Origin of the sequence: Thalassospira sp. MCCC 1A01148 (assembly GCF_001613795.1) — a bacterium.
In the GTDB taxonomy this organism is placed as follows: Bacteria; Pseudomonadota; Alphaproteobacteria; order Rhodospirillales; family Thalassospiraceae; genus Thalassospira.
Map to the genome: position 1 here is coordinate 198311 of NZ_LPVZ01000019.1, position 16844 is coordinate 215154.

Sequence of the window (16844 nt, forward strand, 5' to 3'; positions counted from 1 at the left end):
AGTGTCACGCCTTAGCGGACCATCACATTGATGGCTTCCTCGGGCAGCTCTTCACCAAAGCAACGCTGGTAATATTCCGCCAGAATCGGACGTTCCACTTCATCGCAACGGTTCAGGAACGTTACGCGGAAGGCATAGGAAACGTCGCCAAAAATCTTGGCGTTTTCGGCAAGCGTAATCACGGTACGCGGGCTCATGACGGTCGAAATATCACCGGCCACAAAGCCCTGACGGGTCAGGTTGGCAAGGGCGACCATGGCTTCGATCTTCTGGCGGCCTTCGGCGTCATCGAACGCGGGAACCTTGGCGGCGATGATGTTGGTTTCATCCTCGACCGACAAGTAGTTCAGCGTTGCAATGATCGACCAGCGGTCCATCTGGGCCTGGTTGATCTGCTGGGTACCATGATAAAGGCCCGTGGTATCGCCAAGACCAACAGTGTTGGACGTTGCAAACAGGCGGAAATGCGAGTGCGGATGGATCACCTTGTTCTGATCAAGCAAGGTCAGCTTGCCATCGACTTCAAGCACGCGCTGGATCACGAACATCACATCCGGGCGACCGGCATCATATTCATCAAACACCATCGCGACCGGGCGCTTAAGCGCCCAGGGCAAAATGCCTTCGCGGAATTCGGTGATCTGTTTGCCATCACGCAGGACAATCGCGTCCTTGCCGATCAGGTCAATACGACTGATGTGGCTATCAAGGTTCACACGTACGCACGGCCAGTTGAGGCGCGCTGCCACCTGTTCGATATGGGTCGACTTACCGGTGCCGTGATAACCCTGGATCATCACGCGACGGTTATGGGCAAAGCCCGCCAGGATCGCCAGCGTGGTATCGCGGTCAAAGCGATAGGTCGGGTCAATTGCCGGCACATGTTCGCTGCCCTGACTAAAGGCCGGGACTTCCATATCAACGTCAATTCCGAACGTTTCACGCACGGAAAGGGTGGTATCGGGTGCATCAAGCGGGTGTTCAGCCGCTGCACCGCTCGCTTCGTAACCTTGGCTCATAAGTACTCGCGCATTTTTCGGACCGGCGCTGGTGGCGCGGTCGTTTCATTAAACTTGCTCATTAATAGCGGTTATGACGCATCACACAAAGGGAAGATGCGCAAAAAATCTCTATTATCGCAAAAGGTTTGCTCGATAAGACATTCCCGGTACGCAAACTGCAACCAGATAGACCGGTTTTCATCGAAATTCGCAGAGAATTACAGTGTTACCCTCGCTTCCAGGTCGCGAATATACCGTGTCAGCGATGTATAGGCCGCACTGATGCGTTTGAAGCGTTCCTCGGCAGCCTTGTCCCCGCCATTGGCATCCGGGTGATACTTCTTTGAAAGGGCCTTGTATTTGGCTTTCAGCTCGTCCCGGGTGAACGGCCAGCCAAGATCGAGGGTGGCCATGGCCTGTTGCTGCTCGGCTGGCATGCCCAGGGCACCGGCGCGACGCTGGGCATCTTCGCTTTTGCGCTTGCGTTCGGCCCTGGCCTTTTCTTCGGCACCGGGTCCATGGTGGGTTTGGGCACCGTCTTCGTTAAAGAAGCCGAACCCGTCCTTGAATTTGAAATTGAACGGTTTTTTCGAACCCCGGATATGACCGAACTGCCATGTCGGACGTTGCCAGTGGGTATCACGACGCACGTCGTTTTCAATGTCCTCGGCCTTCATGCCGGCATAATAGTTCCACGACTTGTTGTATTCGCGGACGTGCTCCAGACAGAACTTGTAATAGTCGCGCAACTTGCGATCCTTGGGCGCACGAAATTCCCCATGCCCGTCACATTCCGGCCAGTCACATGATGGCAGAACGGGTTCGTCATGGTAGAGCGTCTTGCGCTTGTTGCGGTGTCCTCGGTTCATTTGCGTCTATATGTTCTGAAAGTTCGCGACGCGCAATATCATAAGGGCGCTTTAAATGCGATAAAAGGCTTGAAAAACGGCCATCGCATGACAGAACTTGTCCGCACGCATCAGTTTCGCAGTGATCTGCGAACATCACCAGAAAACAGAGGCCCTTACAATGCAGGTCGCCAATCAGATCCGAGACATCCTGACCGAACAATTCGCGCCGGTCGAACTTCAGATCAATGATGATTCATCCAAACATGCCGGTCATGCAGGGGCCGACCCGCGTGGCGAGTCCCATTTTTCCGTGCTTGTGGTATCTGACAAATTCGAAGGCGAGAACCGCGTCAATCGCCAGCGCATGGTTTATGGCGCGCTTGACGCGCTGTTAAAGGATCGCGTTCACGCGCTGGCCTTGAAAACCATGACACCGGATGAATACAAAAAGCTGGCGGGCTGATCGCCCAAACTTCACAGCGCCCGACAAACGTTCAGCTGTCGGGGCGAAGTGCGGCGGAAACGTTCAGCCCGACCGTCAGCGCCGCCATCGTCAGCCCCGTGTCCGGATCAACAACCGGCACGGTGATTTGCGACAGGAATGTGCGGGTTGAGGCATCATACCAGATATCAGCAATAAGGGCCTGATCTCTATTGATGCTTTCGATCATCTGGAATTGGGCTTCGTCGCTCTGATCAAAGTCGGATGTCAGGCGGCTCATACCGATGATCTGACCGTGCACGTCAAAGACAAAGGCCTCTGCCACCTGATTGCCCACGCTTGACTGAAAACGACGCAGATGTTCCGACAGGTCATTTCGAAGAATCTCGGCTGCGGTGTCGCTTGATTGTCCGCTTCGCGCAAGCGCCTTCCATTCTGCATCGATCAGGTGTTTCTGATCTTCTTTTGGCTGCTTGGCCCCGGCAAGCTGGTCCTGTACGTGGGCCACAAGTTCTGGTGAACTTGCGAACTGACGAACGGTGGGCAGTTGCGTCTGTTCGATGGCATCGCGTTCCCAAGGCTCAAGACGCATCGGGCGGGTTTCACAAAACTCAAGAACTGCATTCAGCTTATCAAGGATATCAGGAAAAGCCGCGACATAGCTGTTGGAGAAATAAACCACCAACGGTGCATAGCGTTCGAACTGCACCGTAAATTTATCTGCCCCCATCCCAAGTTCATTGCGGGCAATTTCAAAACTGTTCTTGTCAACAAGGGCGTACTCAACACGACCGGCCGCGACCTGACCGACAAGCGACGCAATCGAGGGAACCCGCATCACGTCCGTATAGCCCTGCTCGGTCAGCCATTCGGCCTCGTTCGAGCCAAGAATGGCTCCGACAGTGGTAAAATCGCCGGGCTTGGGACGCCGACTGACCCGCGGATCATCGGATTTAATTGCCGATGAGACCCACATCCATTTCTCAAGCGCCAGCGGATTTGTTGCCACCGCATATTCGTCCATGGTTTCACTTATGCGCGCCAGAAAGAACCCGTCCGCCCGGCCATTTCGAACCATTTCACGATTACGTTGGCGTGGAGCAATGGCAAAGCCATAGCCGACATCAATCCGCTCGAACACACAGTTCAGGACCGAGACGGAATATCCGCTCAGCATGCCGTTTTGCAGTTCCTGATAAGGCGGATGCAGGTTTGTCTGCAAGATCAGGAAACCGTCCTGCGCATCATTGTCCGACGCCTGTGCCTTTGCGGTGTTGGCGATGCCAACCGTCACAAACAAACAGACGACTACCGTTGCGACCATGCACAACAGATTACGTTGAACCCTGATTTCGTTATGGTTTCTGCAGTTTCCATCCCGGCGCAACATGGTCACGAACACCTGACAAAGACACGTTACGAATGGGATTGATATTGTACTGCAGGCGTGCACTTACAAGGCACAGCCATAGGGACCCCGGCCTAATCATCACCGGTATAGAAGTCCGGTGCGATGCGTTTCACGGCCGCCCCATCACTGCGCCAACCATGGCATGTATTGATCAAAGGATTGCGCCGTGGCGGCTTGTCGTCAGCCGCGTCGGGTGCTTCAAGGGATTCCCTGGCAAGAATTGGGAAAACTGTCTGAAAAGCCGTGGTCGCAACCGGCCCCATTAATTCATTAAGGTGTGTGCAGCCATGCACGCCACCAACCCTGTCACGGATTTGTTTGCGCAACCCCGGTCCCAACTTCAAACCAACCAGCTTGTCGTAATTTGGCGTAATCGCATCACACGCATGAAACGGGGCATAATCCGTCACCGCTTCGACCGCGCGGATAACAAGATCATCGCCAATGGTCACACGTATCCACATACCGTGCACCGGCTCACCCGCGGGAATTTCCCCCCGGTCATCATTGGAAAACGCGTATGTTTTGACGTCGGTGATATGACCTTCGATATCCCACAGGCCATCTTTGCGGCGGAACCCCTGACAGGTCACCGTGCGGGTATGGATATGGTCACGTTCGGTGGGGCTGGACAATGGCATGGGAACTATCTCCTTTACGTAAACGTAAAGACGTTCACGTGGGAACTGTCAAGCAACAAAAATGCTCGACCATCCTTGCGACAGCCAAATTTGCACCCACACCGAAAGGCCCGGGGGAAGAATCCCCACAGGCTGATATCAGGCTGTTCTGCTGAGAACCGGGGTGTTTATGCTACCCCGTAGTCAGAGCCGAAGATGAACTTTTCACGTTCACGCACGTCTTCTTCAAGCTGACGTTTGACCACGTTAAACAGGTCACGGATCGACACCATACCGACAACCTTGTCACCATCAAGGACCGGCAGGTGACGATATCGCCGGGCACTCATCAGATCAAGCGCACTCATAGCCAAGTCATCCGGGCCAAGCGTATCCGGGTTTGCCGTCATGACCTTTGACAGCGGCACTGACGCCGCATCAAGCCCCTTGGCGACCACCCGGTTAACAAGGTCGCGTTCGGTAAAAATTCCCGCCAGTCTGGCATCATTGTCAACGATGATGACCGCACCGATTTTGCGTTCCGACATCATATTGACGGCGTCCATCACGGAATCGGCGGGATTGAGTGTCGCGATGGATTGTTCCTGGACCACACCCGGTACAATTTTCGTATCCATGCATCTCTCTCTGCAGGTTGCTGTTTGCACATGCCCAAACCCGATCAGATCATCTGGTTTCACACTGGCAGACGTCAGGTAATGATGACGTCGTTGCATGGCACAGTGTGACGGGCCCTTATTTGCAAGTGGCCCTGCAATCCTTTGGGTCAAGACCTTGGAACAAGAGTTTAACCCATAAGTAGATAAAGCTGAAATTTTTTACGCGATAGTGGTTTTCCGGCATCGCACATGCACCGAGAAAGGGCAGGTTTTATTCCTGCTCCTCGCCAAGCGGGTCTGTGACGGCACGCAGGCGCACACGGGTGATCTGGTTGCGAATGCGCCGCAGCACTTCGAACTCAAACCCATGGAAGCGGAACTGCTGCCCGACGTCGGGAATACGCCGTGTCTCATATAGCAAAAGACCAGCGACAGTTGCAGCTTCTTCATCAGGCAGACGCCATCCGAAGCGACGGTTCAAATCGCGAATGGTGACATCACCGCGCACAATGACCGATCCGTCAGCCTGCGGCTGTACACCAACCACTTCGACGTCAGTTTCATCGGCAATGTCACCGACGATTTCTTCGAGAATATCCTCAAGCGACACAACACCTTCGAACGCGCCGTATTCGTCCACGACAATGGCGAAGTGTTCGTGACGTTCCTTGAACGCCTTGAGCTGATCGGCAAGGGTGGTTGAGTCCGGGATGAACCAGGGTTCGGCGCTCAGTTCCCGGACATCCGCGGCGGTGGACGGCTTCGCCCCACGCACAATTGCCTTGAGAACTTCACGTGCATGCAAAACGCCGACGATGTTGTCCGGGTCCTTTTCGTAAACCGGAATACGGGTATGCGGGCTTGCCAGAACGGTATCGAGGATTTCTTCCATCGGTCGGGAAATATCGATCATTTGCACCTTGCGACGGTGCACCATGATTTCCCACACACCAACATCTTCAAGATCGAGAACCCCATGCAACATGGTCCGTTCCGCATGGTGGTTACCAACCACCACGTCATCGGCATGCAGTTCAATCGCGCCACGCAATTCGCGTTCGCTATCAAGTCCGGGTCCCTCGCCACTGCCAAACAAGCGCAAGGTGGCCTGCACCAAGACCTGAATGGTCTGGGTGATCGGCGCAAACAGAACGACCAGCACGCTCATTGGGCGTGCCACACGCAGCGCCATGGTATCGGCATGCTGAAGCGCATAGGTTTTTGGCAGAATTTCCGAGAAGATCAGAACAAGGGCAGTCATCACGGCGGTGGCATAGACCACACCGTTCTCGCCAAACAGTTCGATCATCACAGACGTTGCAAGCGCAGAGGCCAAGATATTGACCATGTTGTTGCCAAGCAGAATCGCGCCCAGCAGACGTTCCTGATACTGGCGCAGCCTGTTGACGATCCCGGCGCGCGGGTCACCATCCTGTTCCTTGTGATGCATGACCGGACGCGACGCAGCCGTCAGCGCGGTTTCCGAGCCAGAGAAGAATGCCGAAAGCATCAACAGCAAAAAAATCACGACAATCGTGATCGTCATTCAGGTCCGTCTCCAAACGGTGATTGCAACAGAGCAAGTTTGTTCTGTGTTCATCTATAAGGTCAAATGGCGTTAAACAAGTTAACAACAACACACTGGCGACATTCGACCGCGCTATGGGTCGAATGTTTGCTCAGCCCCGGCAAGACCGGGTGATCGCTGCGCGCATCTTCTCGACATCCATGGCCTTGGATGTAAATGCCTTGCCGATACCACGTGTCATAACAAAGGTGATCTCCCCATCGCGGACTTTTTTGTCGCGCGACATGTGACCGATCACCTTGTCGATATCCCAATGCATGCCCGTCACCTCGGACGCCGCCACCGGAAGCCCCACCGATTTCAGATGGGCAATAATCCGATCCTTCTCGCCCGCAGGCGCCATACCCATGGCACCGCAAACGTCATGTGCGATGACCATGCCCATGGCAACGGCTTCGCCATGCAAAAGCTTTTCGCCGTACCCGGTTTCGGCTTCAAGCGCATGCCCAAAGGTGTGACCAAGGTTCAGAAGCGCACGTTTGCCGCCTTCGCGTTCGTCCTCGGACACGATGCGGGCCTTGGCCGCGCAGCTTTTGATCACGGCCTGACGGCGCTCAGGCCCATCAGCCTCAAGAACCGCCTGCCCGTTTTCTTCGAGCCACGCAAAGAATTCAGGATCATCAATCAGCCCGTATTTTGCAACCTCGGCATAACCCGAGCGCAATTCACGCGCTGGCAGCGTATCAAGAACCGATGTGTCGGCCAGAACCAGACGCGGCTGATGAAACGCCCCGATCAGGTTTTTGCCTGACTTGGAATTGATTCCGGTCTTGCCGCCAACGGAACTGTCGACTTGCGACAGCAAGGTTGTCGGAATCTGAACGAAATCAAGCCCACGCAACAAAGACGCCGCGACATACCCGGCAAGATCACCAACAACCCCGCCGCCCAATGCGATGATCAGGGTGGACCGTTCGATCCCCATCGCCAAAATCTGTTCGACGACGTTTTCAAACATGGCAAAGCTTTTGGATTTTTCGCCAGACGGTACGACGACTTCGCGATGGTTAATCCCCGCCCCGTCAAGGGATGCCAGAACGGTTGGCAGGTGATTGTCGGAAAGGGCCGCATCGCTGATCACAACAACCCCGGCTTTCTTGACGAACGGGGCAATATATTTGGCGGTGTCGGCCAAAAGGTTGCTGCCAACAAGGATATCATAGCTGCGTGCGCCAAGTTCGACGCGAAGGGTGTCGTGATTGCTCACTCTGTCAGGTTCCTGTCTTGATCAATTGACCATCGTCATCAAAGGATTTGGCCAGCAGTTCGAGAACCGCATCACGGGTTGCTTCCTTTGAGGACTCATCACAGTCAAAAATAATGTCTGCCCCGGCATAGACCGGATAACGCGTATCAATCAGCTCGGCCAGAACCTGCTTTGGATCACCGTTATTGAGCAACGGACGATGCGTCCGGCCACTGGTGCGGTGCATCAGCAGATCAAGGTCGGCACGCAGCCAGACTGATACGGATTTTTCGAGAATGAGTTCGCGGGTACGTTCACGAATGAACGCACCACCGCCTGTGGCCAACACAATCTGTTCGCCATCAAGCAAACGGGCAATTACACGTTCCTCGCCGTCGCGAAACGCCTCTTCGCCATACAGCTTGAAGATATCGGCGATCGAGCAGCCAGCGGCTTCTTCAATTTCGCGGTCGGCATCGACAAAATCCAGATTGAGTTCCTTGGCGACCATACGGCCGATGCAGCTTTTTCCTGCACCCATCAGTCCAATGAACACCAATGTCCGGCCTTTGAGGCCATCCCGAATTTTGGCGATCACGTCTTCGTGCAAACCCGACTCGGCAATGTTGCTGTCCATGTTCGGTTTGCAGTCCTGTGGTTCAATCATTGAGATACAAATTACCCAAATCTTTAGGCCAGCTTGCCCCCGAACGCAAGCAAACCGCACAGAAAACACGACAAAAATACTGCGCCAAATTGCCCCTTTCAGTCACTTTAGGCATGCCAATGCATCGTTTTGCCGAACCTTGTTCTGCGCGATGCCATTAACTCTCTGTGAGTAACAGGCACTTATACTGCCTTTAAGTTGCCGAATTGGAGTGCGACCACCCCAATGCGATCAAAGGTCGGAGATACGCGGACGGATCGTCAGATTGATTGGCGGTTCCTGTTGTTGCATCTTTGATTTTCGTCCGCATACTGGTATTCGCGTCCTTCGCTTAAACGCTTCGAAGTCTGGATCAAAATGAGAATTCTATCGCGCATCATCCTGTTGCTGGTTATCGCCGTGATTGCCGGCGGTGCTACGTTCCTTGTGACTTGGGACATCCCGGCCCCGACCGCCCAAATCGAAGAAACCATCCCGAATTCGAGGTTCAACTAATATGAAATTGCGTTCCCGCCTGTTAATGCGAACCTGTTTACTGGCCATGATGACGGGAACGGGACTTGGCGCCGCGCCTGCATTCGCGCAGACATCGGCCCCTGTGCCGCTGTTTCTAAAACAGGAAGCCGAGCAGGACGCGGAACGTCAGTCTGATCAGGGCGCGACCAATCCGGGAACGACAAGCGCCCCGCTATCTGGCGGTTTTGGCAGCACGAACTCCAACACACCGCAGACAGAAGCATTCCCGTCTGACCCAAATGCAGTTCAGTCGCTGTCACTTGGCGCTGTAGATGCCGAAGCGGTCGGTACGATTGATCGATCGCGCGGCGGCCTTGGCATCGATATGTGGAACGGCACAACACGCCGGTCTGCGGCAAAACTGATTTCCGAACTGCCCGCCACACCAGCGACCCACACCGCGCGCGATTTGCAGGAACGCATGCTGCTTTCGGCGGCTGCCCTGCCACAGGATTCTGCTGAAATCAGCCTGCTTGAAGCGCGCGTTGCCAAGCTGATTGAAATGGGCGCGCTGGATGAAGCCATCGAACTTGTCCGCGCTGCGCCACAAGGGTCGCGTGGCTCGATGCTGGCACAGGCCGAAATTAACGCGCTGCTGATCGGCTCAGACCTTGATACCGCCTGCGACGCAATTGAAAGTTACGGCGCAAGTTACGAGGAGCTTTTCTGGCTGAAGGCCGCAGCGATGTGTGCGTTCTATGCCAATGATCCGACCTCGGCGGCCTTTTCGGTCGACCTGGTGCGTGAAATGGGCGGCGAGGGTGATGAGACCTTCTTTGGTCTGGTATCAGCGATCCGAAGCGGAAATGCCGCCGATCCGGAACTGCTCAGCCAATTGCGCCCGCTGGATCTTGCTCTTCTGGCGATTGCCAAGCAATCAATCCCGACCAGCCAGCTTGAAACCGGTAATGCGGCGGCAATCATTGGCATCACCAACGCCGATGCAACAGCAACGGATGTTCGCCTTGAAGCCGCTCGCAAGGCCGAAAAGCTTGGCCTGATCAGTGCGGAAAAATTGGCAGACGTTTATCAATCAGTGAATTTCGCGGCCGGTGCACTGGAAAGCGTTCTTGATGATGCCAGCGAAGGCATACAGGCCCGCCAATACGCCAAGCTTTATCAGGCAGCAGCACAAAGTGACGTTCCGGCAGCGCGTGCCGAAATTCTGGCCGCCCTGTTTGAAGCCGCCGAGTTCGAAGGCGACTTCATGCAAGCTGCCCGCTTGTCTGCCCCTTTGTTGGCCGACATTCCGATCAATGGGGATTTTTCGTGGTTTGCGGTTTCTGCCCTTAAGGCATCCATTGCCGCAAACAGTTTCGAGCGCGCTGAAAACTGGCTTCTGGTTGCACGCTCCTCGGCCAATGCATCGAATGATATTTCATCGCGTCTAAGCCTGCTTTATCCGGTTCTGGCGATTTCGGGCCTTGAAGAGACCGGCGCGATCAAACCGGTTGCCAATGCGGCAAACCAAAGCACGCCACAGACATTTGGCAGCGACACGCAATCCGCCCCGCAGCAGAACTTTGGCCTGGGTGGGGCTGTTGTTCCGGGCGCGCCAACATCAAGTGGCGGCATGGCATCAGCAACCGTGATGCCCAATTCGGCCTCCCCCGAAGATGTGCAAAGCGCATCTGAACGGGCCGCTGCCCTTGCCCGTCATCGTGCGCGCATGATCGAGTGGCAGGAAATGCAGGCCGCACGCGGCGATCAGGCCGCGGCAAGACGTTACAGCGAACTGATCTTCAACCTGTTTGAAGGCTTTGGCATCGAAGTGCCCGATAGTTTGTGGGATGGGCTTCTAACAGCCCCCTATGCCGAGGAACGCGTTACCACCAGCAGTGCGGTGTCCCATCATCTAACCGCCGCTGCCCGTGCGCAGCAAAAGGCAAAAACCGTCGCAATGACCATTCAGGCCCAACAGATTGCTGCGGCGGACAATGCCGACCCCAAGGTTCTGAGCGATACTGTCACGTCGCTTGAGACCGTCGGGCTTGAGAGTGATGCGCGGCGTCTGGCAACAGAATTGCTGATATCATTCAATCACTGAGCCGCTGATCACCACGTCCTTTAATCACCGCTGGGACCGGCCATGGCCAAGGCAATGACAAGTTCGCTGATATCGGCCTTTCTGGAAATGATGGCGGCTGAACGCGGGGCCAGTGCCCACACGCTTGATGCCTATCGCCGGGATATTGAAGATTACGCGTCCTCGCTGACGGCCGGGAAATCCGACCCGGTGGCTGCAAGTGATACTGATGTTCGGCGCTATATGGCCGAACTGGGTTCTGCCGGACTTGCCCCCCGCACACAGGCGCGGCGTCTGTCGGCTTTGCGGCAGTTTCACAAGTTCCTTTATTCTGATGGCTATCGCAATGATGACCCGTCATCGAATATCGACAGCCCCCAACAGGGTCAGGCCCTGCCAAAGTTTCTGTCGATTGAGGAAATTGACCGCCTGATCATCGCTGCGACCAATCATCCCGGCATCAAGGGCAAACGCCTGCTGGCGATGGTGGAATTGATGTATGCCACCGGCATGCGTGTTTCCGAACTGGTTGAGTTGCCCTTTGCGGCAGCATCACGTGATCCGCAGATGCTGATTGTCCGGGGCAAGGGCAGCAAGGAACGACTGGTACCGCTTTCCGATCCGGCGCGCGATGCCCTGCGCAATTACCTTGAAGTGCGCGATGCCTTCATTCCGTCAGACAAATCGGCCGGCCATGCGGACCGGCCCGGGCAATCCTCATACCTTTTCCCGTCGCGTGGGAAAACCGGGCATCTGACCCGCCAAATGTTTCTGAAAATGATCAAGGATCTGGCTGTTGAAGCCGGTGTGCCGCCGTCAAAGGTTTCGCCGCACGTCCTTCGTCATTCCTTTGCCAGCCACCTACTGGCCAATGGTGCAGATTTGCGCAGCCTGCAAAAGATGCTGGGCCATTCCGATATTTCGACCACGCAGATTTACACCCATGTTCTCGAGTCACGCCTGCGCGGACTGGTTCAGGAACATCATCCGCTTGCCGCACGTAAAAACAGCTAGGTCGATGCAGTATCGATTCTGTCGATTTGTCTAACCCCTATGTATAGGCACCCTGCCGTTTTTTGACAAAAAAGCGGACGTTTTCTGCGGATGTCATATATTCGTAACCCCGCTGTCATGAACTTGTTGTCATATCTGGTTTAACAGCATTACCGGAAACTCATGTCTTTTCTAACTTCCGGGAAATCAGGCCATTTTGAAGATCGGGGTACTGCATTTGACGTCTGATGCAGATGAACAATGGATAACCGAGCGACCCATGACCCATCCGGTCATGCTCCGTAACTGGCAGCAGGTCGTCGAAAAAGTCGACTTTGCGTTTCAACCAATCGTTAGCCCACATACAGGCCATGTTTTTGGCTATGAAGCACTTCTGCGCTGTTGGGAGGACGCCGGGTTTTCATCTATTCAGGCATTGTTTGATACCGCCTGGGACACCGGCAACCTGCACAGTGTCGATATGATGCTGCGCGCCAAGGCGATCGAGAAATTCGCACGCTTCCCGGATGCCAAACGTCTTAAGCTGTTTTACAATTTCGATAATCGCGTCGTTAAGACCGAGGATTACCAACCCGGTCAAACCGCCGCTTTGCTCAGCGAAGCTGGACTGGAACGCGATACCATCTTCCTTGAGATTTCCGAACGCCACGACATCAGCAATGCCGGGTATCTCAAAGACATTCTGGTGCGCTATCGCAGTCAGGGCTTCAAGATTGCCATTGACGATTACGGCAGCGGCTTTGCCCAATTGCGCGCGCTTTACGAATGCGAACCAGACATCATCAAGATCGACCGGTTCTTTATTGATGGCATTGACCGGGACCGTCGCAAGGAGTTGTTCGTAACCCAAATCACCGCCTTTGCCCATATGATCGCAGCACAAGTTGTCGCAGAGGGTGTCGAAACCCGCGAGGAGTTCCTGTGCTGCCGTCGTCTGGGCTGTGATCTGGTACAGGGCTTCTTTATTGCACGCCCAGGACGCGATATTCCCGAACAAACGGATATCGTTAAAGCAGCCGCAGACATCGCGGCCGACTCACGTCGTCAGTCTGATCACGATGATGATGTCGTCAGGTCCTATTTGCTGGAAACGCCGGCCCTGCCAAGTGATATCAACCCGGTCGATATACTGACGTACTTTCAACAAAACCCGGACATCTCGCTGGTGCCGGTAGTTGGACCGGATGGCGAACCACTGGGTATCGTCCGGGATTCAGAATTCAAGGCGTTCATCTATACCCCGTTCGGGCGTGAACTTTTGCAGAACCCGGCCAATCGCGCCAACATCAAGCGTTTCTTGCGCCGCTGCCCGATTGCCGATATCCGCACCAGCCTGTCAGAACTGCTTGAGACCTTTGTTGCGACAGAAGCCCTTGATGGCGTGATCCTGACAGAAAATGGTCAGTACCTTGGCGTTTTGGATCAAAGTGCGCTGTTGCGCGCAGTGAACGAGCGCAACACCCTTAATGCCCGTGATGAAAACCCCCTGACCCGTTTGCCTGGCAACAGCGCGATTTACCGGTATGCCGCGCGCGCTTTGGCCGAACCCCGCAGACGCCGGTTTGCTGTCTATTTCGACTTCGACAACTTCAAACCGTTTAACGACCGCTATGGTTTTCGTCAGGGTGATCGCGCGATCCTGCTTTTCAAGGATATTCTGGGCAAGGTTTTAAGTCAGAATGACTGGTTTGTCGGACATATCGGCGGTGATGATTTCTTTGCCTATGTCCAGTCGATTGATTTTGAGGATGCAGTCGCTGCTGTGCGACGCGCACAGGCCATGTTCGATGCCCAGATCAAGAGTTTCTATGATCCGAAAACCCGTGAAACTGGTTATCTTACGGGCAAGGGCCGCGATGGCGAACCGACACGGTTTGACCTGATGAGTGTCAGCGCCGCTCTGATCCGCCTTCCTGCCGAACGCACCGATATTACCCTTGATCATATTTCCGTCGAAGCCGCGAAACTGAAGGCACTTGCAAAGACCAGCCCGGGCCGGTTTGCGACCGGAATCTATGATGCGAACAGCAACAATGCCAGCGCACCAAAACTGCTTTGATTTTGGTTTTCAAAGACTTGTAATTTTGTTGTGTCACAGGTCAAATTAGGGCTTCAAATCGGGCTCACTCTGAGTAATATTCCGACCAAATCAACAACACCAATCGGTTCGAGTGAGCAGTTCCGTCAATGGTAAATATCGCGCCTTTTTCTGATCTTCCGTCGTCCAATCCCGTCCGTCAGGCAAGCCCGATCGCCCAGCAACGCGGCGACGAACAACGATTTGCCGATCAAAGCCGGATTATTGACGGGACACGTGCCACTGTCCTGACATCTGATCAGGAAATTGAACGCGCCGTTCAGTCCTATCAGCGCGACCGCAGTGAACAGAGACAGTTTCTAAAAGACGGCGAACAAAAGACGCAATCGGATCAGTATATCGAAAAGTTCGCGTCCCCGACCTATAACGCGTCGGGCAATTCATTAAATAACCTGACCGCCAGTTCCGGCGGTCGTGGACAGTATTTCGACATTCTGACCTGATCCATCATCGGTCTTTATCCATCAGATGCCTAAAGACCGATGACCTTTTGCACAGCACCCCATTCCCATATCAAGTCTGCTAGCCGGTCGTAACCCGCTGCATCCGGGTGATAGCCGTCACCGCGTCGAAGGGCGCGCTGCCATGTGTCATCGGCAAGTGTTGTGGCATGCAGATCCAGATATGGCACATCAAAGCCACGTGCGGTTTCCAGGTAAATCTGGTTTAGGCCTTCCAGTCGCTGATTGATTTCCTGACTGGATTTGCTGCCATCGATCACGGCCTGCGGTCCGACCCAAAGGGTGGGTGCCAGTTTGGATGCGGCGCCGATGATTTCCGCTGCGTTCGCCGCCGAGGCCGCCGGAGATACCCGCATGGTGGTTTCCTCGCCTCGGTCTTCGGCATGGTTGGCGTCATTGACCCCAAAACTGAAAATCAGGATTGTCGGGAATTCCTCAACCATCCGCAGGCTGGCTTCGTGCTGCCAGCGCGCTTTTATCCCCTCGCTCGTATCCGCCCGGATGCCAAGATTGTAAATGGTGACATCCCGCCCGGATTGCTCCAAAAGGCGCTGACCAAGACGCATCGGCCAACCGCCCTTCTTGGCGTCACGAACACCGTTGACCAAGCTGTCACCAAAACAGCAAATCCGATGTCCAATCGTACCTTTATTCATTGCGCTTCCTCGTCGCCCACTTGGGATTGGCGGGCAAGATAATCCATCAGTTCATTCGGATCAGGTTTGAAATCATGCTCAAGCCAGTATTCTTCTGCCTGCCTTAGCAAAACACCAACACGCGGCCCCGCAGTCGCCAAACCCGCGTTCAAGATATCGCGCCCTTGTATTGGCAAAGTAACCGGTTGCCAGTTTGTCGCGGCTTCAAGAAGGGTTTTCCATTCTTCGTTTTCCGCACGCGTGCAGCGTGGCGGTACAGAGGCACGCGCACTCCATGCCAAAAGCACAGCATCGCGAAAAGCCGCAGCCCCCATCCGGTAAAGATCACGACGCACCGTTTCAATCGGCAGTTTCGGATTGATCAGTGGTGCGTGGGCAACCATTTCCGCAAACCGGTCAGTTTCCTCGTTCGACAACCGCAGACCACGTGCAAAGCGTTCTGCAGAGGCCAGATCGTCTTCCTGTTCACCATGTTTTCCGGTGTCATCGTCTGGTGCAAATAATGACGCTAGTCTGCGCAAGGGATCCGGCCGGATGGTCGGATCAGCAAGCGCGGTGCTATCAAGCCACTGCATGATGCGCAGGCAATCTGTATGGATCAGTTGGGGCAGAACAGCCGGCAGAATACCAAACCCGATCATGTCATTGACCGTACTTGCAGGGCTTGGCGATCGGAGCAGTTTGAAAATCTCGTCGCGAATGCGTTCAATCGAGATGCTGCGCAGCCCGTTCACCGCCTTTCGGCATGCCTCTGCGCCGACAGGGTCAATTGGCATACTGCCAAACCACGCCTGAAAGCGGAAAAACCGCAATATACGCAGGAAGTCCTCTGCAATGCGGCTTTCAGCAACACCGATAAAACGGACCCGCCCTGCCCGTAAATCGGTTTCGCCGTCGAACGGGTCATAGATGGTGCCATCAAGGTCACAATATATCGCATTGAAGGTGAAATCGCGGCGCTTGGCATCTTCAAGCCAACTGTCGGTAAAGGCGACCTCTGCATGGCGGCCATCGGTCAGAACATCGACCCGCAAGGTGGTGATTTCATAGGCCGAAGCATCGGTTATCGCCGTGACGGTCCCGTGTTTAAGCCCGGTCGGGATTACCCGAATGCCTGCCTTTTCCAATGCTGACTGGGTTTCCTCAGGCGCAAGGTCGCAGGCAATATCGACATCGACCAGATCACGTTGCAGCAACGCATCGCGCACCACGCCGCCGACAAAGCGCGCGCAACCACCTTGCTGCGCAATAGCATCAAACACGCGGGCGGTATCATCGGCGGCCATGATCCCGTATGGCCGCAATCTGCCGGTTACTTCAAGTGCTGTCATCGTTGCTTTGTTACCGCATATCCACTGTCGCAACGGGGGGTTGGGTTATGGCTATTCCTTGGGCTCGAAATAGCCCGGTTCAACCACGCCGTCGCGCAATACCGGCGCATGATAAATGGAATCGGGCGGCGCACCAGTCCCAAGTGCGGTGAAAATCAGGATTGCGGCGGTCAGTAACACACCCAAACCAAACAGCATAAGCCACGGCCCCTTGTTCCAGGGCGGGATAATATCATGACCTTCGCGGATGGCCTTTATACGTGCCCATTTCAGCCACAGTCCGTAAATCACAAAGGGCAGGATCAGAGGAAGACCGATCTGGATGATTTGTCGCAACATAAAGCTCTGTCCTAATA

General features: G+C 54.8%; 17 protein-coding genes. 6 read left to right on the top strand and 11 right to left on the bottom strand.

Features of this window, described 5'->3' with window-relative positions:
• Window positions 1–11 precede the first annotated feature (11 nt).
• Window positions 12–1019: a cobaltochelatase subunit CobS gene (gene cobS, locus AUQ43_RS08760; protein ID WP_062955871.1), complete on the bottom strand. Its 1008-nt coding sequence runs from the start codon at window positions 1017–1019 to the stop codon at window positions 12–14.
• A gap of 200 nt (window positions 1020–1219) precedes the next feature.
• Window positions 1220–1870: a DnaJ domain-containing protein gene (locus tag AUQ43_RS08765; protein ID WP_062955872.1), complete on the bottom strand. Its 651-nt coding sequence runs from the start codon at window positions 1868–1870 to the stop codon at window positions 1220–1222.
• Window positions 1871–2030: 160 nt separating this feature from the next.
• Here AUQ43_RS08765 and AUQ43_RS08770 point away from each other — a divergent pair, with 160 nt between their 5' ends.
• Window positions 2031–2315 carry a BolA family transcriptional regulator gene (locus AUQ43_RS08770; RefSeq protein WP_062955873.1) on the top strand — a complete coding sequence of 95 codons (285 nt, stop codon included), beginning with the start codon at window positions 2031–2033 and terminating at the stop codon, window positions 2313–2315.
• A 31-nt stretch (window positions 2316–2346) separates the two neighbouring features.
• On the opposite strand, the gene AUQ43_RS08775 is transcribed toward AUQ43_RS08770, so the two are convergent.
• The 6 genes from AUQ43_RS08775 to AUQ43_RS08800 all read right to left on the bottom strand — a co-directional run bounded on the left by AUQ43_RS08775 (window position 2347) and on the right by AUQ43_RS08800 (window position 8356).
• The gene (locus tag AUQ43_RS08775) at window positions 2347–3618 is read right to left on the bottom strand and encodes a transporter substrate-binding domain-containing protein (protein ID WP_232310638.1); all 1272 of its coding nucleotides are present in this window, start codon (window positions 3616–3618) and stop codon (window positions 2347–2349) included.
• 158 nt (window positions 3619–3776) lie between these two features.
• Window positions 3777–4346 (bottom strand): DUF2889 domain-containing protein, encoded by a 570-nt coding sequence (locus tag AUQ43_RS08780; RefSeq protein WP_062955875.1) that lies wholly within the window; start codon window positions 4344–4346, stop codon window positions 3777–3779.
• Window positions 4347–4513: 167 nt separating this feature from the next.
• Window positions 4514–4963 (bottom strand): CBS domain-containing protein, encoded by a 450-nt coding sequence (locus AUQ43_RS08785; protein WP_062955876.1) that lies wholly within the window; start codon window positions 4961–4963, stop codon window positions 4514–4516.
• A 253-nt stretch (window positions 4964–5216) separates the two neighbouring features.
• Complete coding sequence (locus AUQ43_RS08790; RefSeq protein WP_062955877.1) at window positions 5217–6491, bottom strand: HlyC/CorC family transporter; 1275 nt, start codon at window positions 6489–6491, stop codon at window positions 5217–5219.
• 133 nt (window positions 6492–6624) lie between these two features.
• Window positions 6625–7740, bottom strand: a complete 1116-nt coding sequence (aroB, locus tag AUQ43_RS08795) for a 3-dehydroquinate synthase (protein WP_062955878.1) — start codon at window positions 7738–7740, stop codon at window positions 6625–6627.
• A 4-nt stretch (window positions 7741–7744) separates the two neighbouring features.
• The gene (locus AUQ43_RS08800) at window positions 7745–8356 is read right to left on the bottom strand and encodes a shikimate kinase (RefSeq protein WP_232310639.1); all 612 of its coding nucleotides are present in this window, start codon (window positions 8354–8356) and stop codon (window positions 7745–7747) included.
• 387 nt (window positions 8357–8743) lie between these two features.
• Between AUQ43_RS08800 and AUQ43_RS20425 the strand changes: the two genes are divergently transcribed.
• The 5 genes from AUQ43_RS20425 (at window position 8744) to AUQ43_RS08820 (ending at window position 14483) form a co-directional block, all read left to right on the top strand.
• Window positions 8744–8881: a hypothetical protein gene (locus AUQ43_RS20425; protein ID WP_165374927.1), complete on the top strand. Its 138-nt coding sequence runs from the start codon at window positions 8744–8746 to the stop codon at window positions 8879–8881.
• A 1-nt stretch (window position 8882) separates the two neighbouring features.
• Window positions 8883–10949 carry a hypothetical protein gene (locus AUQ43_RS08805; RefSeq protein WP_062955880.1) on the top strand — a complete coding sequence of 689 codons (2067 nt, stop codon included), beginning with the start codon at window positions 8883–8885 and terminating at the stop codon, window positions 10947–10949.
• A gap of 42 nt (window positions 10950–10991) precedes the next feature.
• Entirely contained in the window at window positions 10992–11942 is a 951-nt protein-coding gene (xerD, locus tag AUQ43_RS08810) for a site-specific tyrosine recombinase XerD (protein ID WP_062955881.1), read from the top strand.
• A gap of 259 nt (window positions 11943–12201) precedes the next feature.
• Window positions 12202–14001: an EAL domain-containing protein gene (locus tag AUQ43_RS08815; protein ID WP_232310640.1), complete on the top strand. Its 1800-nt coding sequence runs from the start codon at window positions 12202–12204 to the stop codon at window positions 13999–14001.
• A 128-nt stretch (window positions 14002–14129) separates the two neighbouring features.
• Window positions 14130–14483, top strand: a complete 354-nt coding sequence (locus tag AUQ43_RS08820; RefSeq protein WP_062955883.1) for a hypothetical protein — start codon at window positions 14130–14132, stop codon at window positions 14481–14483.
• Between the two features lie 29 nt (window positions 14484–14512).
• Here the strand turns inward: AUQ43_RS08820 and AUQ43_RS08825 are convergent, their stop codons facing one another.
• From AUQ43_RS08825 to AUQ43_RS08835, 3 genes are read right to left on the bottom strand one after another with little or no spacing between them, the layout of a single operon-like run.
• The gene (locus tag AUQ43_RS08825) at window positions 14513–15157 is read right to left on the bottom strand and encodes a GDSL-type esterase/lipase family protein (RefSeq protein ID WP_062955884.1); all 645 of its coding nucleotides are present in this window, start codon (window positions 15155–15157) and stop codon (window positions 14513–14515) included.
• Entirely contained in the window at window positions 15154–16488 is a 1335-nt protein-coding gene (locus AUQ43_RS08830; RefSeq protein WP_062955885.1) for a CCA tRNA nucleotidyltransferase, read from the bottom strand. The genes AUQ43_RS08825 and AUQ43_RS08830 overlap by 4 nt, the downstream gene beginning before the upstream one ends.
• A 51-nt stretch (window positions 16489–16539) precedes the next feature.
• Complete coding sequence (locus tag AUQ43_RS08835; protein WP_062955886.1) at window positions 16540–16827, bottom strand: hypothetical protein; 288 nt, start codon at window positions 16825–16827, stop codon at window positions 16540–16542.
• Between the last annotated feature and the right edge of the window lie 17 nt (window positions 16828–16844).